Raw genomic sequence first — 23,453 nt, 5'->3', positions numbered from 1 at the left:
TGCCCACCTCCATTTCAAGCAGTTTCTTTATTATTGTGTGATGAAGGAGGTAATATAAATTTCCTGAACTTCTCCCTCTTGCATCAGTTCATTTAATCGTGTTTTTAATGATTGTTGGAAAATTTGTTTACCTTTCTTACCTTCTAAATCCTTTTGCTCCATTTCAGAAAGCTCTTGAATAACAATGTTTTTCACTTGGAAATCACGCTTCGTTAACTCAGTACCAGCATCTTTATTTGTTGTTTGAATTTTTAACGATATGCGTACAATTTTGTTATCAGCTAGATTTGTCGTAATTTCTGGAATTTCTACAGAAGCTTCTACGATTTCATCAATGGTTGGCTCAAGAGATCCTGCTGGCTTATTAAATTGGGTATATAACACAAACCCAATACCCCCGATAAGTATGATTGCTACTAGTACGATGATAATCATCGTTAACACTTTATTATTCTTCATCTTCTTCACCTCGTAGATGCGGGTTTGATAGTATTTGTATATTTTTATAAAAGGCAGTTACCTTTTGTCGCACCTCATCTTCACTCTGTAAAACAATGATTTTGGTTCCAGTCGTTAATGTAATGGTCGTATCTGGAAAAGATTCGACCGTTTCTATGTATAAAGCATTCAATGTAAATGCTTTGCCATTTAAACGTGTTAGTTCAATCATTGAAATAGGGCCGGGTCTAGCTCGAGAGCCGGCCCGACCCTCCCTCATATGAAATTATGTTTTTAATTTTGAGCATCTTGAAATCTTAACTGGTATTTCTTACTTACAAATTACTTAGCGTTTTAAATTTACAAGCTCTTGAAGAACTTCATCAGAAGTTGTGATTATACGTGTATTTGCTTGGAAACCACGTTGCGCTACAATCATTTCTGTAAACTCCTCTGAAAGGTCTACATTGGACATTTCTAGGGTACCAGCTTGAACGGCACCAACCCCTCCTACTGTTCCAACTTGAGCGTATGGTTGTCCAGAGTTTGCTGAAGTTTGGTAGTAGTTACCACCCACTTTTTCAAGACCACCAGCATTTGGGAACTTTGAAAGTATAAGTTGACCTGCATATTGTTTATCACCTTTATAGTCTACATACTCAACTGTACCATCCTGACTAATTGACATTGATTGTGCTGTTGTAGGGATACGAATCGGTGAAATTTCAGTTGCGAAATCCAGACCCTCAGCGATATTACCTTCTATATCAGCAAGTCCATTGTCTGCTTTATGTTCCTCAGCTTGAGCACCATCGATTGAATCGCCATCAGCAGAAATGGATAACTCATCATTTGCGTGACCTACTAAATATTTACCATCGGCATTCACTAGATATCCATTTCTATCCATGTAGAAGTTACCAGCACGTGTATAGAGAATATTGCTGTAACCTTCAGCATCTAGGTCCCCGTCTTCATTAGGTGCACCATTTGCATCACCTACCATGAAGAATCCATCACCAGCTATAGCTAAGTCTAACTCGCGAAACGTTGTTTGCATTGAACCTGAACCGTGAATTGTATCGATTGCAGCAAGTTGTGAACCTAAACCGATTTGTTTAGCGTTAATACCACCACGAGTTTGAGTCGGTGAAGAGGCACTCGCTGACGTTTGAGACATTAAATCTTTAAATACTACACGTCCTTTTTTAAAGCCGTAAGTATTAACGTTAGAAATATTATTACCAATTACATCCAGCTTTGTTTGGAAGTTTTTTAAACCTGAAATACCAGAATACATAGAACGTAACATAATGTCGTTCTCCCTTCGTCTATTAATTGTGTGCCTCTATCAATCAGCACACCTAGGCCTCCTATCACAGGTCCAGCCCTTACAGCACGATTGTGCCATCAATATTTGTAAATATTTGCTGTTTTGCTTCCGTGCGGTCCATCGCTGTAATGACAGTAGCATTTTTAGCACTGACAATTAAAGCTGCTTGATCCATCAAGACTAATGGTTGTTTGACACCTTTTGAGTGCGCTTCAAATACCTTGTCCGATACAACCTGCCATTCTTGTTCAGTAATCGCAATATTACGCTGGATAATACGTTCATGCGCATGCTTGCTCACTTTCAGTTCTTGTTGCTTGGTAGCTTCTTGTAAATGAGCTTTAAAAGATTGCTGTGATTTTATTGGCGTTGGTTGTGTCTGGCGAATAGATGGATGTAATGGTACACGATGCAATGAAAACTGATCCATCATTCTTCTCCACCTTTATTCGGTTATTTCGGTAAATTCTTTTTGTGTTAATTTTTTGTCATTATCTAATACGTAATAAATAACGCCATCTTTACTCGAAACAGAAACGATACGCCCTTGTAGTTCTTGCTCGCCGTCTTTATAGGTAACTTTTTTACCAATTAGCTTGCTTGCTTGTACAAGAGGAGATTCTTTTTCAGTATTGTTATCATTCGAATTCGTTTCTGAACCGCCTAAAATTTCCGAGATATTGCCAGGTTGTATTTTCTTACCATCAGTTAATAAGAACTCTACACTACCATCAACAAATTTTAATGACTCAATAACACCTGATCCTTCGTTGACTACATAGTTACCTTTTTCATCTTTCTCATCTGTTAACTCATGCCATTTTACTTCCTTACCAATAAAAGATGAATAACTCATCATCTGTGTTTGTTGCTGTGAAGCAAGTAATGATTCCATCGCCTTTGTCATATTTTGCATTTGCTCTAAAGAAGAGAATTGTGCCATTTGAGCAATAAAGTCTCGGTCGTCCATAGGATTTGTTGGATCCTGATGTTGCAATTGCGTAATTAACAATTGAAGAAAAGCATCCTTACCGAGTTCTTTATTACCTGTTTGCCTTACTGGCTTCTTATAATTCTGATAGTATAAGTCATCCGTTATTTTTCCAGTCATTTTATCAGTCTTTGTATCTGCCATATTTATACCTCCTCACTTATTAGATAGTCACTAAAGGACTTGCCTTCATCGTCATCGTCGCTTTTGTGCTCTTCCTCTTCTTGCTGTTGTTGCTTAAAGAAATTATTGAAGAAGCTTTGGTCACGTTGTTGACGATCTGCATCTTGTAAGGTTTGGGCAATATCAAGACGATCCACTTGAATATTTTGCTGTACAAAGGCTTGCTTTAATTGATGTGCTTGACTATCAAGTAATTCACGACCTTGTGCTGTTGAAGCAAGCAAACGTGCTGTAAGGACACCGTCATTTTGCACAAGCTCGATACGAATTGTTCCTAGATTTTCTGGATACAATTTCAATGTTAAGCGTGTAATACCTTGTGCATTCGAGATTTGGGCTCTATTGATAATTGCTTGCATCTCTTTTAATAATGCCTCTGACTGCGCCGGTTTTGCAGCAGGTAGTGTCACTTGGAACGTATCTGCTTTTGTTTGGACTGTATTGGAAGTCACCATTTCATTCGCACTTGTGTCTGTCTGTTTTGTAACTTGAACTTGTTGAACTACTTTCTGAAAGCCTTGTAACGGAAGTGTTACTGTTGTTTTCGTTGTTACTTGCTGTGCCGTTTGAAGCGTCTCAACTTGTGTTTGCATCGTTGTCAAAAGACTCTTGACGTTAGTTAGCACGTTTTCTTGTGAAGCTGTTAAGTCTGTTTTTTGTCCAACTAGCTGTGCTAACTTTAATACTTGAAGCAATGGCGCTATTTCTTTCGGTGTCACTTGTCCTTCACCTTGTATAGCTGCTACGATTTGTGTTTGAAGCGCTGGTGCCTGAGCATCCACTAGTGCTAAAAGCTCCCATATATCTCTTGCTTCTTGATCTTCCCCTAGCAACTGTTGTACTAATTGTTGGAGTTGCTCAGTATCAATCCCCAATGCATCCATTAAATGATCAAGATTTAACATTTCATCTATTGCAACAGCTTTACCTTCTTCACCAATTTGAAGCATTAACAAGCCATCGTCATATGGGATACCTAGTACATCTAGTACTTCTTCTATAGACTCAGCATTTAAAACTGCTGCTAAATCAGAGGTATCTTTTGTATCTGTTGACTGTGTTTGCTGCTGTGTTTTATCTGAAGAAGAAATAACCTTTCCAAACACTGATCCAAACGTTGCTAACTTTTCTTTGTTCGACGGTCCATTTGCTTTCACATCGGAATCGCCTGTTGTCGAAGACTTTGTAGCCGCGTTTTTAGTTGGTAAAGCCTTAGACATCATTTGCATCATTGATACATCCATCATTTCACCTCCTTTCAGATGTTCTTATTGTTTAGCCATCATTTCTGTATATTTAGCTGCATCTTGTGGTTCCATTTTTTCTAGAATCGCCGCTAATTTATCTGGCTTTAAATTTGTTAAAATACGTAGTGCTTCTGTATCACTCATTTTAATTAGAACTGGCGCAGCTGCTTTAGGGGACATCTTATCGAATGTTTTTAAAATATCAGTAAAGTCACGCTTTACGTCACTTTGCTCCCTATTTAATTTTTCAACTTCAAATTTCAGCTGCTCATTTTCTGTCGTTAACTTTTCTTTTTCAGTTGTTGATGTATCGATCTTTTTTTGTAGCTGTACAATTTCTGCTTCTTTTTCTTGTATTTCAGCCTGTAAATTTACAACCTTCGAATCATTATTTACTACTGCATCTTTTGCTTGTTGTTCTTCAGAAGGAACGAATGGTAAACTTTCAAATGCCTTCTTCCCTAAATCAAAGACATTCGTATTCATTAGGGTTGCAACAACAAGTAAAATTGCCGCTACAAACATAACCGGTATTACAAACCATGTAAAAAACTTTCGAAGGCCTCCTGATTTACGTTTAGGCGGTTGTTCTTCTAATTCCGTCTTAAGTCGATTGTCTTTTTTCACCATGAAATCACCTGATTTCCCTCTTGTTATACGTAAGCGTTGAAATCTCATCTAAAAAAATGCCTTCGATACGATCCTGCTCTTGCTGGAACACTTTGAAATCTTTTTCTCGCATTTTTTCAAATTTACGTACTTCCAAGTTTTTTTCTAATAATTTTTCTTCGTGCCAATTCATTTTTGCACGAGCTTGAACAACTTTCTGCTGTACATCAGCAATTGTTTTTTCGAGGCTATCAATAAAACGTGCATAATGATGAACTTCCTCTATTGATGAACCTACAGTTAAACGCTCCTGTTGAAACTCTATTAAATCTTCTTTCTTTTTTAACAACTCATATAACTTTGTCGCTACTTCTTCAAAAGAACGTACAGATTCTTTATAGGCAATTTCAGTTTCATTTTTTTCCTGCTCTCGAATGGCTAACACTTTCTCAAAACGATAAATATAACTTACCACCCTAATGTCCACCACCGTTCGATAATGAAATTAACTCATTCATACTTTCCTCAAGGGTCACTTTATCTAAATATCCTTGCTTTAAATAAGCGGTAATGAGCGGTTCATAGTAAATAGCTTCATCAATTTCTTTTGACGTTCCTTTCTTATATGCACCGATATTAATTAGATCTTCCGACTTGTCATATGTATAATAAAGTTCTCTTAATCGTTCCGCAGCCTTTTTGTGCTCTGGTTCTGCCACATGATTCATCAAACGGCTGACGCTTTTTAATACATTAATAGCTGGATATTGACCTTTATTGGCAAGGTTTCGATCAAGTACTATATGACCGTCTAAAATCCCTCGCACAGTATCTGCAATCGGCTCATTCATATCATCACCATCTACTAATACTGTATAAAATGCAGTAATAGAGCCTTTCTCATTAGTGCCTGTGCGCTCTAATAATTTAGGTAAAATCGCAAAAACAGATGGTGTGTACCCTTTTTGAGCTGGAGGTTCACCTGTCGCAAGACCAATCTCACGCTGTGCCATAGCAACACGAGTCACGGAGTCCATCATCAACATGACATTTAAACCACGATTTCTAAAGTATTCGGCAATCGCTGTTGCAGTAAAGGCTCCTTTAATACGCATCAGCGCAGGCTGATCGGAAGTGGCAGCAACAACTATAGAACGACTTAAACCCTCTGGCCCTAAGTCTCGCTCTATAAACTCACGAACTTCACGACCACGCTCTCCAATTAATGCGATTACGTTTAAATCCGCTTGTGTATTTCGCGCAATCATACCGAGCAATGTACTTTTCCCGACCCCAGATCCTGCGAAAATACCAACACGTTGTCCATTACCCACTGTAAGCATGCCATCAATTGCTTTAACACCTACTTCAAGTCTTTCATTAATAGGTGGGCGTGTTAGCGGATTTGGTGGGTCCTGCTCTGTCGGAACTGACATTAATCCTTTCGGTAATAAAGTTCCATCTATTGGATTCCCCATAGAATCAAGTACTTTACCGATTAGTTCGGGGCCAACTTTTACTTCAAGTGGTGCCCCTGTACCTTCAACTAGACAGCCAATTGATATTTCTCTTAGTGAGGTAAAAGGCATTAAGACGACAATTTCATCTTTGAAGCCTACAACCTCTGCCAAGATAATTTGATGACCGTTTTTAGAAGTTTCCACATAAATTTTACAAACGTCACCAATGGAACTATCTGGACCTTGCGACTCAATCATCAAGCCGACAACTCTAGTAACTCTACCAAACTTTTTAAAGGTTGGTATTTGAGGAATTTGTTCGATTAATTGAGCCGTTTTCATCTAGATCATTCCTTACTTTCTAATATTTCATGTAACTTCAATCTTAGTTCGTTTAATTGCTCATCGATACTTACAACAATACGACCATGATTTGTTTCTATATAACAATCTGTTTCATTTTCTAAATCTTCATTTACAAAAATCATAAATGGTACGTCAGTTGGGAACATTTCAGCTAGTTCATCACGATTACCAGTAATTAATGCATAGTAAGTAGGTGAAACATAGATTTTTATTTCTTTCATTTCTCTTGCTTCTTTAAGCCCTCTACGAACGATTGACACAAATAATTCGTTGTCTCGCTCTAAAGATGTATCAATAATTCGCTCTGCGGCGGTTAAGCCTAGCTCTAAAATAATCGATTCTTGTTCTTCAATATATTTCCGAGCATTCTCCCCCGCTTGAATAATTATTTCATTGGCCGTTTGGAGAGATTGCGCCATCGCTTCATTCGCTTTGTTTGTCCCATCCTCATAACCTTGACCAAATCCTTCATCATAAGCTTCTTGCACTCGATTAGGTCGTTCTTCTTCCCAGTCTTGCTTTAAATGTTCAATTTCCTGGGAGAATATTTGCTTTTCTTGTTCAAAAGCCTCGCGTTCAGCCTGTATAGTAGCTCTAGCTTCCGCAAGCAAGCGCTCGCGCTCTTCTAGCACTTCTTCCATAGTAATCTGTTTTTGAGGTTGAATTTCTCCATTTTCTATCTCATGCAGCTCAAACATTTCACGGATTTGAATCTTTTTGACATGATCACCATTGGACTGTGTATGTACAGAACGGATGATTCTAGACAATGACGTCATCTCCTCCACCACGTGCAATAATAATCTCACCAGCATCCTCTAAGCGACGAATGACCGCAACAATTCGAGATTGCGCTTCCTCTACGTCACGCAGTCGAACAGGACCCATAATTTCCATTTCTTCCTTAAATGTCTCAGCCATACGTTGTGACATATTGCGGAAAATAATGTCTTTTACTTCTTCACTAGAAACTTTCATTGAAAGCAGTAAGTCTTCATTTTCACAATCGCGAATAACACGTTGTATCGAACGATTGTCAAGCGTAACAATATCTTCGAATACAAACATACGTTTTTTGATTTCTTCTGCAAGCTCTGGATCTTGAATTTCGAGTGCATCGAGAATCGTTTTTTCCGTTTGTCGATCTACACCATTTAACACTTCAACAACTGCATCAATGCCACCCGTTTCAGTGTAATCTTGTGTCACAGTCGATGATAACTTACGCTCTAAAACAGATTCAATTTCACTAATAACTTCTGGGGAAGTTGAATCCATTACAGCAATACGCTTAGCAATATCAGCCTGTACTTCCTGTGGTAATGAAGATAAAATCACACCCGCTTGCCCTGCCTCTAAATAAGAGAGGATAAGGGCAATTGTTTGTGGATGTTCATTTTGAATAAAGTTAAAAATTTGTGCTGGATCAGCTCTACGCGCAAAGTCAAAAGGACGTACTTGTAAAGAAGATGTAAGGCGATTAATAATTGTTTGCGCCTGTTCTACACCAAGAGCTTTCTCCAATACTGTCTTCGCGTAACCAATACCACCCTGTGTAATATAATCTTGCGCAAGTGCAATATTGTGGAACTCTTCAATAATTTCCTCTTTCACATTTGCTTCTACTTTTTTTACGCTTGAAATCTCTAATGTTAAACGTTCAATTTCTTCTTCTGTTAAGTGTTTATAGACAGAAGCTGAAACCTCAGGCCCTAATGAAATTAACAAGAGAGCGGCCTTTTGTTTGCCTGTTAATTCCTTATCTTTCTTGGACACAGCCGAACCTCCTAGTTAGTCTTCCGCAATCCAACTACGCAGTAACTTCGCAAAATCGTCTGGCTTTTCTTTTGCCATTTTTTCAAGCTGCTTACGACGCATTGTAGCTTCCGTTTCAATTTCTTCATTTATATCTTCAATCATTAGTTCTTCTTGTTCATCTAGGATACTTAGTTCTTCTTCTTCCTGTGCACGTTTACGTGAACGGACAATGAAGAATGCAAGCAATACTATAACAGCAAGTAAAATGCCGCCGATTACCCAAACCCACCATGGAATAACAGATTTTTCGCTAGCTGTCTCTGTTGCTTTACCATTTAAAGGATGCACTGAAACAGCTACTTTTTCATCGATTTGATCTTGAGTAAGCTCAGCTGCTACATCTTTAGAAATCGTCGTACGAACAATCGTACTTAAAATTTGCTGGATATCCTCACGAATCCCATCTGGTAATGTTGCCGCGTCAGTTGCTGTCGGTGGTTCAACAATTACTTGGATACCAATATCTTGAATTTTATATGGTGCCTCTTGGATATCTTTACGTATACGGTTTACGTCATTATTAATTGTTTCTTCAGTACGTTCATATTCCCCGTCACCATTTACACCTTCGTTATACGTTGTGAAGTTATCCGTCGTCGTTTCAGCTTCAGGTGTACCAGTGGCTGCAGCCCCTGTACCAGAATATTGCTCTGTAATACGTTGAGCACTAATCGCGATTCCTTCCATATTCTCTTCGTCAACTGGTGTTACTAGGTTTTCTTCACGAACTTCTTTTTTGAAATCAATGTCTGTTGTCACAGAAACGATTACTTTGTCTTGTCCCATAAGCGTACCTAGCATATTTTGGACTTGACGTTGTAGATCACGCTCAACCAATTTCTTCGCTTGTAACTGACCTTCAGCTGTCGTAGTTGAAGCCCCATCAGTAGTTGCAGCATTTAGATCAAAGTACTCAGAAAATTGGTTAGAAATAACAATATTATCCGTATTTAAATTTGGAACACTTTTTGCAACTAGATTGTACATAGTGGCAATTTGTTGCTCTGTAAATTTATAGCCCGGGTCAGTATTTAAAACAATAGATGCAGTCGCTTCTTCTTTAACATCTTTTAAAAATACGCCCTCTTCTGGAATGTTAATCATTACCTTTGCATCTTTTACACCCTCTAGATTTTTAATGAGCTTTGCGATTTCTGTTTCAGTCGCAGCTTTTTTTAATAGGTTAAACTCATTATCTGTCATACCAAATCCAGAGCTATTTGCGAAAGAGTAATCAATCGACCCCGTTTGCGGATATCCTTCCGATGCTAACTGTACTAACAATGAATCAACTTGTTCCTCAGGCACTAAAATCGATGTCCCCCCCGGTGCAAGTTCATATTTTACACCTTGGGTATCTAACGCTTCCTTCACTTGTCCGATTTCTCTTGTCGATAAATCCTTATAAAGTGGTACATATGTAATTTTTGTAGCAAAAAGTGTAATAACGGCAGCAAGTGCTAGTACTCCTACCACAGAACCAATCATTACAAATTTTTGTTTTTTACTACGACTTGTCCAAAATTGGCTGGTGTCGTTTTTTATTTTCGTCAATCGTTCATTCATTATGAATCCTCCGGTTATAGTGAACAACCTATCCATCTAATAATTCGCGAAAACAGTGATATCCCATAACATTCAATCATTATCATCACCATAACGTATTGATTTCCGTTTCGACTAGGAGCGTCCGATAAACCATTTGGGGCAATCAGGATGTTGGCCACGAAAGCATAATCATAAGATATGATGTATTTGCCTTCGTTTTTCTATTGTCTCACTCACTTCAAGGCTATCACCTTCTGTATCATGAACGTGATCCCTTAGGAGTCATCCAACCTCCACATCAATCATCCATTTAAAATATGGGATAAATTCTTTACTTCAATAGTGCTTATTCAAATAAAGTTAGACACTCATACGCATTATTTCTTGGTAAGCTTCAATCACCTTATTGCGAACTTCAATTGTTGCATTTAATGTAATGCTCGCCTTTTGTGATGCAATCATCACTTCGTGCAACTCTACATCTCCACCATTAATTAACTTTTGAGTAAGGTTATCAGAAGTAATTTGTTGATCATTAACCTTTGATATTGCTTCTTTTAACGAGTTCGCAAAGCTCTGTTGTGCTTCATAAGGTGTCGTATTAAGTTTATTTGTTTCATTTACAACCTGCGTAGGTGTCATTTGTGAAACGGACGAAATTGTCATTATGTATCTTCCTTTCCTCTTATTTATCTTCCAATCTCTAAAGCCTTTGTCAGCATGGATTTATTTGCATTCAATACAGTTATGTTTGCCTCGTAGGAACGAGTAGCTGACATTAAATCTACCATTTCTTTTAATGGATCTACATTCGGCATATTTACATAGCCATCTGCATTTGCATCTGGATGAGTTGGATCATACACAAGTTTGAAAGGTGTTTCTCTATCTTCTTTTATTTGTGTAACTTTTACGCCGTTGCCAACACCACTCTTTGCATTTTTGCCAACCGCGGCATTAAAGAACTTTGAAAACTGTCCCTCTTGCGCCGTAAGCGTTACAGACTTTCTGCGGTATGGTTCCCACTCCCCGTTCACTTGTCTACCGCGCGTTGTATCCATGTTCGCCATATTTGACGAAACTACATCCATTCGTAAACGCTGTGCCGTTAATGCTGAGGCAGTAGTATTCATACCATGGAAAATAGACATTTATTACTTACCTCCTTTAATAACCGTATTTAGAGTATTTAGCTTACCGTTCATGCGTTCAATTAATGCGTTGTAATAAATTTGGTTTTCCGCAAGCTTTGTCTGTTCAGCATCCATATCTACGGCATTACCATTATTTCGATATCGCAAACCATTTCTATTATTCACACCAGGCGTTGATTGTCGAATCGCGAAATCAAAATGTCTATTATCCGTACGATATGCCGAAATTGACATTTGTTGTTCTTTCTCCAACATATCTTTAAAACTTACATTTTTCGCCTTATAGTTCGGCGTATCGACATTCGCAATGTTATTAGCGATCGTTTTATGATTCAAAGTTGCATAAGAAAGTCCGTTTTCCAGCTTACTAATAGTTCCTCCAAACAAATCCAAAAAGCTCACCTCATTCATGTACTTCTTATTTTATCCAATAATACAATTGTAATTAAGATGATACGTAGTGTCTATTGTCTTTTGTCACTTTTTGATAGTATAAACGACCCATTTTTATTCACAAATAACCAGGACAATACTTCCGTATCCCTTGATATTACTGGATTCATAGCCACCCTACTCAATACTAGTCTATTTACACCATTTCGACAGTGTTTACGGTTTTAGGATCTATTTTATTCCTTTTTTTACCAAAACAACAGTAGACACAATGTCTAAATTAGAGTTCCTTTTTACTATTTAAACATAAGGCTATAATATTACGCAAAATTCAGAATAGTCATTCCATACTGTCTTACAAGTAACAATTGGAGCATATGTTTTTTTCACTTACGCAAAAAGTAGCGCATATGTCAAAAGACAAATTTAGGGATAAAGCAATGACATTAGCGTCTAGGAAGGTCGAAAACATACCTATAAAAAATGAGCGAAAGGATTAAAATATAGATGATTCCTCCCCCCTATTTAGTACTAAAACATGATTCGACATAATTAAAGCATGTAAACTCAACCGCAAATTTCGTCGAAACTTCGTCGAATTACAAAAGGCATCTGAACAAGATTATCCCAGATACCTTTGTGTTTCCAATGAATTTTTTGTGTCAAATCCGCCGAAGGCTTTAGGCCAACAAATTTGCGAGAAAGCACAGTGTTAATTTAGCGACAGCAACACGGGTTTTTTTGTACGTAAGCGCAGTGCCAATATAGGGACTAAAGAGGAGGAAGTGGTGGTCGACGCTCTTCATAGGAAAGTAAGCAGTCTGGAAAGGGAATCGGAAGGCCACAACGATCACAAAGTTTCCCTTAGCGATTTTTATTCTCTATATAATAAAAGGCATCTGGAACAAAATTATTCCAGATGCCTCAGATCGTCCCAAAAGGACGCTATTTTATTATTTCATTTTAATTTCAGCTAATGCATTTAGGAATTTATCGTTCAGTACTTTAATGTAAGTACCTTTCATACCTAAAGAGCGAGATTCGATTACACCTGCAGATTCTAGTTTACGTAATGCGTTTACGATTACTGAACGTGTAATACCAACTCGGTCTGCAATTTTTGAAGCAACAAGTAAGCCTTCATGGCCATCAAGCTCTTCAAAGATATGTTCAATAGCCTCTAACTCACTGTATGAAAGTGAATTGATTGCCATTTGTACAACAGCTTTGCTACGAGCTTCCTCTTCAATTTCCTCAGATTTCTCACGTAAAATTTCCATACCAACTACTGTTGCACCGTACTCAGCTAAAATTAAATCATCATCCTCAAATTGTGAAGATAAACGAGCAAGAATTAATGTACCAAGACGCTCACCACCACCAACAATCGGTACGATCGTTGTTAATGCATTTTGGAATAACTCTTTGTTTTCAACTGGGAAAGCAGTATGTTCGTCATTAATATCTAAGTTTGAAGATGTCTCAGAAATTGTAAACAAGCTATGTGTATATTCTTCTGGGAATTGACGCTCTTCGAACATCTTTTTCATACGCTCATTTTCAATTTGTTGGTGAATTGAAATACCTAAAAGCTTCCCTTTACGGCTTACAATATAAACATTACTGTCGATAATATCTCCTAATGTATCTGCCATTTCTTTAAAGTTTACCGGTTTACCAGCAGATGCTTGGAGCATCGAGTTAATTTTACGCGTTTTTTCTAATAAATTCATTATATGTTCCTCCTATAAATAATCCGAAGAGTATTTTCTTAATATTCTAAATGTTTTTTCAACTTAATAAAACTATTCAGCCTTATCTTACAATATAAACTGTGACAAATCTTTGTTTTTTACTATACCCGCAAGTTTTTGATCTACATAAGCAGCAGTGATTGGAATATTTGCAGGTGCAATTTCAGCAGCTTCAAATGATAATTCTTCTAATAAGCGTTCTAAAATTGTGTGCAAACGTCGAGCTCCAATATTATCAGTCTCCTGATTGACCTCAGTTGCAATTTCTGCAATTCGCTCAATCGCGTCTTCCGTAAAGTTTATCTCCACGCCTTCAGTTTCTAATAATGCCTTGTATTGCAAAATAAGTGATTGATCTGGCTCTTGCAAAATACGTACAAAATCTTGTTTAGTTAATTTTTCAAGCTCCACTCGAATCGGGAAACGACCTTGCAATTCAGGAATTAAATCTGACGGCTTCGACATATGAAACGCTCCAGCAGCAATGAAAAGCATAAAGTCAGTTTTTACAGCACCGTATTTTGTCGTTACAGTAGAACCTTCAACAATTGGTAGAATATCACGTTGCACACCTTCACGCGATACGTTTGCAGAGGAGTTACTATCCTTACTAGCGATTTTATCAATTTCATCAATAAAAATAATACCTGATTGTTCTGCTCTTGAAATGGCCTCTTGAGCAACTTCGTCTGCATCTATGAGTTTATTTGCTTCCTCGATCGTTAAAATACGACGTGCATCTTTCACTTGTAGACGACGTTTTTTCTGCTTTTTAGGCATTAAACTAGACAGCATATCCTGCATGCCATTGTTTGCAGACATATCCATACCTGTTCCTTGTAACGCATCAAAAATAGAAGGATTTTGTTCAGTTACTTCAACTGTAATCCATTCATTTTCTAATTTACCATTACGTAAATCGATAGCGATTTGCGCACGTTTGGAGCGTACTTCAGTTTCTTCAGAAGAAGAATCATCATTGGCTTGCTGTTCTTTTCCGCCAAATAACATTTCAAACGGATTTTGCATGGACTGTTTTTTTCGTAATGAAGGAACTAACAACTTAACTATCGCTTCGTTTGCTAATTCTTCGGCTTGGTCCTTCACAGACTCCATCATTTCTTCTTTTACAAGACGATGTGAAGCTTCTACTACATCACGTACCATTGACTCTACGTCTCGCCCTACATATCCCACTTCTGTAAACTTCGTTGCTTCAACTTTTACAAATGGCGCACCCGTTAGCTTTGCAATTCTTCGTGCAATTTCTGTTTTCCCGACACCTGTAGGTCCAATCATCAAAATATTTTTCGGAATTACCTCAGCCTTCATCTCATCACTTAGCAGCGAGCGACGATATCGATTACGTAGTGCAATAGCTACCGCTCGCTTCGCTTCATTTTGTCCAACGATATAACGATCCAAATGCTCAGTAATTTGTCTTGGCGTTAAATTATTTTTTGTCATTAGTTAAGCGCCTCCACGATAATATTATGATTCGTAAACACACAGATTCCAGCAGCGGTTTCTAATGCCGCTTCTGCAATTTCACGAGCAGACATTGTATCACCTGCATACTTTTTCAGGGCACGGCCTGCTGATAATGCATAGTTACCCCCAGAACCAATTGCCAAAACTCCATCATCCGGTTCAATTACTTCTCCCGTACCCGAAACAAGAAGGAGTGTACTTTTATCCATTACAAGTAGCATAGCCTCTAATTGACGTAGCATTTTATCACCGCGCCATTGCTTAGCAACTTCTACTGCTGCACGTTGTAAGTTACCATTGTATTCATTTAACTTTCCTTCAAACATTTCAAAAAGTGTAAAAGCATCAGCAACCGATCCCGCAAACCCGGCAAGCACCTGACCATTAAACAGACGTCTGACCTTCCTTGCTGTACCTTTCATAACAACCGCATTTCCCAGGGTCACTTGACCATCACCTGCCATCGCGCAACCTCCGTTATGATGAACTGCAAATATCGTTGTCGCATGAATTTGTCCCATTCGCCTTCCTCCTTAGCTTATTATGCCCTTGGATGAGCATTCATATATGTTTGACGTAGATGCTCTTTTGTTACATGAGTGTAAACTTGTGTAGAAGTTAAATGAGCATGGCCTAATAACTCCTGCACCGTACGTAAATCTGCGCCATTATTCAATAAATGTGTGGCAAAAGTATGGCGAAGCATATGTGGATATATTTTCGTATGGAGCGAGGCTTTGTCAATCATTTCTGTTAAAATATGACGTACACCTCGTGGAGTAAGTTCCCCACCGCGCATGTTGACAAACAATTGCTGATGACTTGTGTTTTTCATCAATCGTGGACGAGCTTGTTCTATGTAATCCTGCATAGCTAAACTCGCAAATTGCCCGAATGGAATAATACGTTCTTTTCGCCCTTTTCCCATTACCCTAATAATCGAATAATGGAAATCAACATCTTCTACTTGAGTTGAGGTGAGCTCACTTACACGAATACCTGTCGCATATAACAGCTCCAATATAGCTATATTTCTTAATGATTTCAAATCATCGCCGACATTCGCATCAAATAGCTGCTTCAATTCTTCCTCGTAGAAAAAGCTAGGTAAACGTGATTCTTTTTTCGGATGATAAAGTGATCGAAATGCCCCATCATCTAATCCGTGCTGTTTATTTAGAAAGCGAAAGAAGGAGCGTATTGAGGAGATTTTCCTTGATACAGATGATCTTGCTCTCTTTTCATCGTACAACTTTGTTACATAAAGACGTGCATGTATATACTCAACGCTAGCTAAATCATTTACGCCCTCTGCTTGCAAAAACGCTAAAAAATCTAGTAGGTCCGATTCATATTCTCGCACTGTATGAACAGAGAAGTTTTTTTCAATTTGGATATAAAGCATAAACTGTTCAAGTGCATCTTGGGACGAAACTAACATAAAAAGATTCACCACCAATGGATTTATTGATAATCTTCTCAAATTACAGGGCATCACCATAACGAGTGGTTGATTTTTCGTTCCACATGACCTCTTTCCTAAAGGCGTCCAGTGAGCCACTTGGGCAAAAGGATGTTGATCACGAAGGCATTATCACAGGACATGATGGTTTTAGCCTTCGTCCCTCTATTGCTGGATCCCTAAGGAGTCACTTAGTCTACACTTCCAATCAACTTATATAAACGGCATACATTTTTACAAATGCCACCCTCAACGTTGGCTGATGAGCCTAAAGTGCTTTCACTTGCCATTAAAAGAATGTCAATTTTCGATGATCCTCTTTAGTTTGTCACTTTGGGTATCGTTAATGTACAAAACATACATATTGACACTATACCTATCTTCATCATATAGCAAGTGAAAATGTTTATATTTTGAGAAAATCTCCATACAAAATAATAAAACACGTGTAAATTAGCATTTTGCTACAAAAAAGAAAAAGCCTCTAAGAGTATACCAACTTTTAGAGGCTTTTTGCAATCAAATTGTTTGTGAATTCACAAAATTACGAATTGTGCTTATTGCACGCGTAGCATGCATCTCTGCACGCTCTGGCTTCGAACGACGTCCTGGTGGTAGTTCAGGGAAAATTCCGAAGTTAACGTTCATCGGCTGGAAATTTTTCGATTGCGCTTCTGTTATATAACGCGCCATACTACCTAAAGCCGTTTCAAACGGGAAGATAATTTGCTCTTGTCCTAATGCTAATCGAGCTGCATTAATACCGGCAATTAATCCACTACCAGCAGATTCAACATATCCTTCTACACCTGTCATTTGACCAGCAAAGAAAATATTTTTATGCTCACGAAGTTGGTACGTTTTCTCTAGAACCTTTGGCGAATTAATGAATGTATTTCTATGCATTACGCCATAACGAACGATTTCCACATTCTCTAATCCCGGAATTAATTGCAGTACTTCTTTCTGTGGTCCCCATTTTAAGTGCGTTTGGAAGCCAACGATATTGTAAAGAGTTCCTGCTGCATCGTCTTGACGTAACTGGACAACTGCATAAGGTCGTTTCCCTGTTTTTGGATCTTCTAGACCTACTGGCTTCATCGGTCCAAATAACATTGTTTTCTCACCGCGAGCAGCCATTACTTCGATAGGCATACATCCTTCAAAGTAAATTTCTTTTTCAAATTCTTTTAATGGCACAACCTCTGCCTCGATTAATGCTAGACGGAAACGATCAAATTCTTCCTTTGTCATAGGACAGTTTAAATAAGCTGCTTCCCCTTTATCGTAACGAGATTTTAAATAAACTTTTTCCATATCGATGCTATCTTTTTCAATAATTGGTGCTGCTGCATCATAGAAATATAGATAATCTAAACCTGTTAAGCCCTGAACTTTTTCAGCTAAAGCTTTCGATGTTAGTGGCCCTGTGGCAATAACAGTAATACCTTCTGGAATTTCAGTGACTTCTTCATGAATAACTTCCACAAGAGGATGATTTTTCACCGCTTCTGTCACATAGCCTGCAAATTCATGTCGATCCACTGCTAAGGCACCGCCTGCTGGTACTGAACATGCATCGGCTGCCTTCATAATTACAGAGTCTAAAATACGCATTTCTTCTTTAATCACACCTACGGCATTCGTTAATCCATTTGCACGTAGTGAGTTCGAACAAACAAGCTCCGCAAATTTATCAGTATGGTGAGCTGGTGTTTGCTTTACTGGACGCATTTCATAAAGTTTAACTTTCACACCACGTTGAGCAATTTGCCAAGCAGCCTCACTGCCTGCAAGCCCTGCGCCTATTACATTTACTACTTGTTCAGTCATGTTCTTACCATCTTTCTATCATTGAGTAGGTGTCTCTTCATAGTCACATTTCGTACACTGAATTTGAACACCTTTTTTAATTTTTTTCTCTACTAATAATGCACTACATTTCGGACATGGTCTACTAATTGGCTTGTCCCATGAAACAAATTCACACTCAGGGTACTGATTGCAACCATAGAATAAACGCTTTGTTTTACTCTTTCGTTCTACAATTTCGCCTGTTTCACAAGAAGGACATTTTACGCCAATAGGTTTCATAATAGCTTTTGTATTGCGGCAATCCGGGAAGTTTGAACAAGCCATAAATTTTCCGTATCGTCCAAGCTTAAAGACCATTGGAGATCCACAAAGCTCACAATCCTCGCCAGCCGGTTCATCTTTTATAACAACCTTTTCCATAGCCTCATCTGCATATTTTACATGGACCTCAAAATCCTTATAAAACTCATGCACAACTTCTTTCCACTGACGACCGCCTTCTTCAATATCATCCAAATCTTGTTCCATCTGTGCTGTGAATTCGATATTTATGATATCAGGGAAAAACTCTAGTACGAGTTGGTGCACGATTTCTCCTAGCTCTGTCGGCATAAATCGTTTCGCATCTAATACGACATAGCCACGGCGCTGAATTGTATCGAGGGTCGGTGCATATGTGGACGGGCGCCCTATACCTAACTCTTCCATTGTTTTTACAAGACGCGCCTCTGAATAACGTGGTGGTGGCTGTGTGAAATGTTGCTTCGGCTCGATTTCAAGAGATTTTACTTGATCGCCAACTTCCATTTCAGGTAGAAGCTTGTTTGTCTCTTCTGTTTGATCATCTGTACCCTCAATATAGAGTTTCATAAAGCCGGCAAATTTAACTTGCGAGCCGTTTGCACGGAATAAAACATCACCATTTTGAAGATCAACAGCTACTGTATCAAGTACGGCCGGCGCCATCTGACTTGCGATAAAACGCTCCCAAATTAAACGATATAAGCGCAATTGATCGCGACTAAGCACTGCCTTTAATTCATCCGGAGTTCGCATCGTACTAGTTGGGCGAATAGCCTCATGGGCATCTTGTGCATTTGATGCTTTTTTAGCCTGCTTCGACTCTGTTGAGATGAATTCTTTGCCGTATTTGGATTCAATGTAGGCTACTGCCTCTGTTTTTGCTGTATCTGAAATACGTGTAGAATCGGTACGCATATAAGTAATTAAACCGACTGTCCCCTCTTTTTTACCAACATCAATACCTTCATATAATTGTTGCGCAAGCATCATCGTTTTCTTAGCACGGAAATTTAACTTACGTGCTGCCTCTTGCTGTAAAGAAGATGTTGTAAAAGCAGGTGCTGCATTTCGTTTACGTTCTTTTTTCGATACATTAACAACTTCAAAACTTGTACCTTTAACATTTTTTAAAATAGATTTTACTTGTTCTTCATTTGTTAATTTAATTTTTTCTTTGCCATTACCGTAATAAAGCGCATCGAACGTTTTCTTCCCTTTTTCAAAAGAACCTTCAATTGTCCAATATTCTTCCGGTTGGAAGTTTTTAATTTCATTTTCACGATCAATAATCATGCGTAGTGCTACAGATTGTACTCGCCCTGCCGATAATCCCTTTTTAACCTTTTTCCAAAGAATCGGACTAATGTTATAACCAACAAGTCTGTCCAGTATACGACGTGTTTGCTGTGCATCCACTAAATCCATATTAATAGGACGTGGATTTTTAAAGGATTCTACAATCGCATCTTTTGTAATTTCATTAAAAACGACACGACAATCTGATTGAATATCGATATTTAACGCAGTCGCAAGGTGCCAAGCAATCGCTTCTCCCTCGCGGTCTGGATCGGCCGCTAGAAAGACTTTCTTCACTTTTTTAGCCGCAGACTTTAAGTCCTGTAAAACAGGCCCTTTACCACGAATAGTAATATATTTAGGTTCATAATTATTTTCTGGACTAACGCCCATTTGGCTACGTGGTAAATCACGAACATGCCCGATTGACGCTTTCACTTTATATTTTTTCCCTAAATATCGTTCAATTGTTTTTGCTTTTGCTGGTGATTCTACAATCACTAAATAATCCGCCATCTATGTCTCCCCCTTAGCGAGGTCTATTGCTAATTTTTTAAGTTACCTGTTGCAAAATGTATAACAGATTTTAAGATAATGCAACTTTTTTTCAATTTTTGTTAGAAAAGAGCGTAAGTGTTTCAACGATTTCGTGACCATTACACACTGGAATAGCTCCTTCTAATAGTAGTTTATTTGTGCCCTTTGACTGCTCTGCATTAATTGGACCCGGTACAACAAATACATCTTTTCCTTGCTCTAATGCATTGTCCGTTGTAATAAGCGTGCCACTTCTTAATGCCGCTTCCGTAACAACTATAGCTTTGGACAATCCACTTATGATTCGGTTGCGCATTGGAAAATGCCATTTCTCAGGTTTCATATATGGAGGATACTCTGTGACAAGTAACTGATGCTCCGCCATATGCTCAGAGAGAGACTGGTTTTCCTTAGGGTATATATAATTAAACCCGTGACCAAGCACTGCAATTGTGGAACCGCCAACTTTTATAGTTGTCTCATGAGCGATCGTATCTGCCCCTCTTGCAAGCCCGCTTACAACTGTATATCCGTGTTCAACAAGAGGTGGCACGATTAGGTCCATCGCAGTTTTTGTATATGATGTAGCCTTTCTAGAACCTATAATGGCTACTTGTTTTTCTTTCGTCAATAGCGAATACCGACCTTTCACATACAATACAGTAGGTGGGCTGGATATTTCAAATAATTGCGCCGGGTAAAAAGGATGATGAAAAGGTATCGGGGAAATATTGGCCCTTTCATAAGCTTCTGCAAACGACAATGTCATATTTTGTCGAAAACCCCTGGATATCTCCAAAGCTCTACTCGATGATATTTGCAGTGTTTTTGCAATCTCGTAGGGGTGCACTTCCTCAAAATAACTTAGTATATCCACCGGGGACAATAATCGCTGAAGTTTTTGAAGTGGTAATGGGTATATATAATGTAAAGCTAGCAATCTTTGTGTATCAACTGAAAAAATCATTTAAGAGCCTCCTTTTATAATAGAAGAAATTAAATGACCGCATTTTCAAAAAAGTAAGTAGGAAGTTAGAAGCAAGCATATTCAGCAGAGTCCATGACATCCGCCGGAAGCTTTAACTTCTTTCAGCAGGTGTTTGGACACCCGCTGAAAGAAGTTAAAGAAAAAGATGTAGCCACAATGTGCTACATCTTCCATTTTAATGGGTTTTACACTTTTCGTATAGCCCTTTTTCTTTGATTACTTTAATAAGCGTGTCGCCAATGACAGATGGCGTTTCTGCTACTTCAATACCAGCAGCATTCATAGCCTTAATTTTCTCAGCTGCTGTTCCTTTACCACCTGAGATAATAGCACCTGCGTGACCCATACGTTTACCTGGAGGAGCTGTTTGTCCACCGATAAAGCCAACGACAGGTTTCGTCATATTCGCTTTAATCCATTCAGCTGCTTCTTCTTCAGCTGTCCCTCCAATTTCGCCAATCATCACAACTGCATATGTTTCTGGATCGTTGTTAAACGCTTCCAAAACATCGATAAAGTTCGTACCATTGACAGGGTCTCCACCGATCCCTACAGCTGTAGTTTGACCGATACCAGCTTGTGTTAACTGGTGTACCGCTTCATATGTTAATGTACCAGAGCGTGAAACTACTCCTACATGCCCTTTTGTATGGATGTAACCAGGCATAATACCAATCTTACATTCATCCGCTGTAATAACACCAGGACAGTTAGGACCGACTAGACGAGTCTTTTTACCTCCCATATAACGTTTTACCTTAACCATATCAAGTACAGGAATATGCTCAGTTATACAGATCGTTAATTCTAATTCAGCATCAACAGCCTCTAAAATAGCATCTGCCGCGAATGGAGCAGGTACATAAATAACTGAAGTTGTTGCACCTGTTGCAGCTACAGCTTCCGCTACAGTGTTAAATACAGGCACTCCTTCGATTTCAAGACCGCCTTTACCCGGCGTTACACCAGCTACAATTTTAGTACCATACTCAAGCATTTGCTTCGTATGGAAAAGCGCTGTTTCTCCCGTAATCCCTTGCACAATTACCTTCGTATCTTTATCAATAAATACAGCCATTGTTCTCCCTGCCTTCCTTAGCCTACTAGTCCCACAATTTTTTGTGCACCGTCAGCCATTGAATCCGCTGCAACGATGTTTAAACCAGATGCATTTAAAATCTCTTTTCCAAGCTCTACATTTGTACCTTCTAAACGTACAACTAACGGCACAGTTAAGCCAAGTTCTTTGGCAGCTGCTACAACACCCTCAGCGATAATGTCACACTTCATAATTCCGCCAAAAATGTTTACAAAGATACCTTTTACATGTGGATCAGAAAGGATAATTTTGAAAGCTTCTGTTACTTTTTCAGCCGTTGCACCGCCACCTACGTCTAAGAAGTTAGCAGGGCTTCCGCCGTAATAACTAATTGTGTCCATTGTAGCCATTGCAAGACCAGCTCCATTAACCATACAGCCAATGTTGCCTTCTAATGAAATATAGCTAAGGTCATATTTTGATGCTTCGATTTCCTTTGGATCTTCTTCATCAAAATCACGTAATTCGACAATATCTTTATGACGATACAACGCATTTGCATCGAAATTAAATTTAGCATCTAATGCTTGAACTTCTCCTTGTCCAGTTATAACAAGTGGATTAATTTCTACAATAGAAGCATCCTTGTCGATAAACGCTTGATACAAGCCTAACATTAATTTAACAGCTTTCCCTATTAGGTTAGCTGGAATATTCATATTGAACGCCATGCGACGTGCCTGGAAACCTGTTAACCCTACAACAGGATCCACAACTTCTTTGAAGATTTTTTCCGGATGTGATTCCGCTACTTCCTCAATATCCATGCCGCCCTCTTCAGATCCCATCACTGTTACACGGGATGTTGCGCGGTCTAATACTAAACTTAAATAGTATTCTTTTTGAATATCAGAACCCTCTTCAATATATAAGCGTTTTACTTCTTTTCCTTCAGGACCTGTTTGATGAGTTACTAAAATTTTACCTAGTAATTCTTTTGCATATGTACGCACCTCGTCAAGGTTTTTAGCGATTTTCACGCCCCCTGCTTTCCCGCGTCCACCTGCATGAATTTGCGCCTTGACTACAGTCACATTAGAGCCAAGTTCCTTCGCTACTTTCACAGCTTCATCAGGGGAAAAAGCAACTTTTCCGTTTGGTACAGCTACACCATATTTTCTAAGAATCTCTTTCCCTTGATATTCATGGATATTCATAATACATCCTC

The 23,453-nt window shown here is 38.6% G+C and carries 24 protein-coding genes; all 24 read right to left on the bottom strand.

Annotation, left to right across the window (positions count from 1 at the left end; translation table 11 throughout):
• Positions 1-30: 30 nt before the first annotated feature.
• Positions 31-459, bottom strand: coding sequence for a flagellar basal body-associated protein FliL (gene fliL / locus ACQKN4_RS04780; protein WP_079560466.1), 429 nt, complete (start codon positions 457-459; stop codon positions 31-33).
• Positions 449-670, bottom strand: a complete 222-nt coding sequence (locus tag ACQKN4_RS04775; RefSeq protein WP_049668748.1) for a flagellar FlbD family protein — start codon at positions 668-670, stop codon at positions 449-451. The genes fliL and ACQKN4_RS04775 overlap by 11 nt, the downstream gene beginning before the upstream one ends.
• 114 nt (positions 671-784) lie before the next feature.
• Positions 785-1,750: a flagellar hook-basal body complex protein gene (locus ACQKN4_RS04770; RefSeq protein WP_079560465.1), complete on the bottom strand. Its 966-nt coding sequence runs from the start codon at positions 1,748-1,750 to the stop codon at positions 785-787.
• Positions 1,751-1,829: 79 nt separating this feature from the next.
• Positions 1,830-2,201 carry a TIGR02530 family flagellar biosynthesis protein gene (locus ACQKN4_RS04765; RefSeq protein ID WP_079560864.1) on the bottom strand — a complete coding sequence of 124 codons (372 nt, stop codon included), beginning with the start codon at positions 2,199-2,201 and terminating at the stop codon, positions 1,830-1,832.
• A 15-nt stretch (positions 2,202-2,216) separates the two neighbouring features.
• Positions 2,217-2,906, bottom strand: coding sequence for a flagellar hook assembly protein FlgD (gene flgD / locus ACQKN4_RS04760; RefSeq protein ID WP_427482573.1), 690 nt, complete (start codon positions 2,904-2,906; stop codon positions 2,217-2,219).
• Between the two features lie 2 nt (positions 2,907-2,908).
• Complete coding sequence (locus ACQKN4_RS04755; protein WP_427482571.1) at positions 2,909-4,192, bottom strand: flagellar hook-length control protein FliK; 1,284 nt, start codon at positions 4,190-4,192, stop codon at positions 2,909-2,911.
• A 21-nt stretch (positions 4,193-4,213) separates the two neighbouring features.
• Entirely contained in the window at positions 4,214-4,822 is a 609-nt protein-coding gene (locus ACQKN4_RS04750) for a MotE family protein (RefSeq protein ID WP_427482763.1), read from the bottom strand.
• Positions 4,823-4,826: 4 nt separating this feature from the next.
• A complete protein-coding gene (gene fliJ / locus ACQKN4_RS04745) occupies positions 4,827-5,276 on the bottom strand; it encodes a flagellar export protein FliJ (RefSeq protein WP_079560461.1) in 450 nt (149 codons plus the stop codon).
• Position 5,277: 1 nt separating this feature from the next.
• Positions 5,278-6,603, bottom strand: coding sequence for a flagellar protein export ATPase FliI (gene fliI / locus ACQKN4_RS04740; RefSeq protein ID WP_079560460.1), 1,326 nt, complete (start codon positions 6,601-6,603; stop codon positions 5,278-5,280).
• 5 nt (positions 6,604-6,608) lie between these two features.
• Entirely contained in the window at positions 6,609-7,397 is a 789-nt protein-coding gene (gene fliH / locus ACQKN4_RS04735; RefSeq protein WP_079560459.1) for a flagellar assembly protein FliH, read from the bottom strand.
• Positions 7,390-8,403 (bottom strand): flagellar motor switch protein FliG, encoded by a 1,014-nt coding sequence (gene fliG / locus ACQKN4_RS04730; protein WP_079560458.1) that lies wholly within the window; start codon positions 8,401-8,403, stop codon positions 7,390-7,392. The genes fliH and fliG overlap by 8 nt, the downstream gene beginning before the upstream one ends.
• Positions 8,404-8,418: 15 nt before the next feature.
• Positions 8,419-10,011 carry a flagellar basal-body MS-ring/collar protein FliF gene (gene fliF, locus ACQKN4_RS04725; RefSeq protein ID WP_079560457.1) on the bottom strand — a complete coding sequence of 531 codons (1,593 nt, stop codon included), beginning with the start codon at positions 10,009-10,011 and terminating at the stop codon, positions 8,419-8,421.
• 342 nt (positions 10,012-10,353) lie between these two features.
• A complete protein-coding gene (gene fliE, locus ACQKN4_RS04720; RefSeq protein WP_049668437.1) occupies positions 10,354-10,659 on the bottom strand; it encodes a flagellar hook-basal body complex protein FliE in 306 nt (101 codons plus the stop codon).
• A 23-nt stretch (positions 10,660-10,682) separates the two neighbouring features.
• On the bottom strand, positions 10,683-11,144 hold the full coding sequence (gene flgC, locus ACQKN4_RS04715; RefSeq protein ID WP_079560456.1) for a flagellar basal body rod protein FlgC: 462 nt from the start codon (positions 11,142-11,144) through the stop codon (positions 10,683-10,685).
• Positions 11,145-11,147: 3 nt separating this feature from the next.
• Complete coding sequence (gene flgB, locus ACQKN4_RS04710; RefSeq protein ID WP_079560455.1) at positions 11,148-11,540, bottom strand: flagellar basal body rod protein FlgB; 393 nt, start codon at positions 11,538-11,540, stop codon at positions 11,148-11,150.
• 953 nt (positions 11,541-12,493) lie between these two features.
• Positions 12,494-13,273 carry a GTP-sensing pleiotropic transcriptional regulator CodY gene (codY, locus tag ACQKN4_RS04705; protein WP_049668434.1) on the bottom strand — a complete coding sequence of 260 codons (780 nt, stop codon included), beginning with the start codon at positions 13,271-13,273 and terminating at the stop codon, positions 12,494-12,496.
• Between the two features lie 87 nt (positions 13,274-13,360).
• The gene (hslU, locus tag ACQKN4_RS04700) at positions 13,361-14,761 is read right to left on the bottom strand and encodes an ATP-dependent protease ATPase subunit HslU (RefSeq protein WP_079560453.1); all 1,401 of its coding nucleotides are present in this window, start codon (positions 14,759-14,761) and stop codon (positions 13,361-13,363) included.
• Entirely contained in the window at positions 14,761-15,306 is a 546-nt protein-coding gene (hslV, locus tag ACQKN4_RS04695) for an ATP-dependent protease subunit HslV (RefSeq protein WP_079560452.1), read from the bottom strand. Before hslV ends, hslU begins: the two co-directional genes overlap by 1 nt.
• 20 nt (positions 15,307-15,326) lie before the next feature.
• Complete coding sequence (gene xerC / locus ACQKN4_RS04690; protein ID WP_427482567.1) at positions 15,327-16,226, bottom strand: tyrosine recombinase XerC; 900 nt, start codon at positions 16,224-16,226, stop codon at positions 15,327-15,329.
• 540 nt (positions 16,227-16,766) lie between these two features.
• Positions 16,767-18,080: an FADH(2)-oxidizing methylenetetrahydrofolate--tRNA-(uracil(54)-C(5))-methyltransferase TrmFO gene (gene trmFO / locus ACQKN4_RS04685; RefSeq protein WP_427482565.1), complete on the bottom strand. Its 1,314-nt coding sequence runs from the start codon at positions 18,078-18,080 to the stop codon at positions 16,767-16,769.
• Between the two features lie 18 nt (positions 18,081-18,098).
• Positions 18,099-20,177, bottom strand: a complete 2,079-nt coding sequence (topA, locus tag ACQKN4_RS04680) for a type I DNA topoisomerase (RefSeq protein WP_079560449.1) — start codon at positions 20,175-20,177, stop codon at positions 18,099-18,101.
• A 91-nt stretch (positions 20,178-20,268) separates the two neighbouring features.
• On the bottom strand, positions 20,269-21,165 hold the full coding sequence (gene dprA / locus ACQKN4_RS04675) for a DNA-processing protein DprA (RefSeq protein ID WP_427482563.1): 897 nt from the start codon (positions 21,163-21,165) through the stop codon (positions 20,269-20,271).
• Between the two features lie 196 nt (positions 21,166-21,361).
• On the bottom strand, positions 21,362-22,264 hold the full coding sequence (gene sucD / locus ACQKN4_RS04670; protein WP_079560447.1) for a succinate--CoA ligase subunit alpha: 903 nt from the start codon (positions 22,262-22,264) through the stop codon (positions 21,362-21,364).
• A 17-nt stretch (positions 22,265-22,281) separates the two neighbouring features.
• On the bottom strand, positions 22,282-23,442 hold the full coding sequence (gene sucC / locus ACQKN4_RS04665) for an ADP-forming succinate--CoA ligase subunit beta (protein WP_079560446.1): 1,161 nt from the start codon (positions 23,440-23,442) through the stop codon (positions 22,282-22,284).
• Between the last annotated feature and the right edge of the window lie 11 nt (positions 23,443-23,453).

It is taken from the genome of Lysinibacillus sp. NPDC093692 (assembly GCF_050280125.1).
In the GTDB taxonomy this organism is placed as follows: Bacteria; Bacillota; Bacilli; order Bacillales_A; family Planococcaceae; genus Lysinibacillus.
This window is presented reverse-complemented; position numbering and strand designations above follow the sequence as displayed.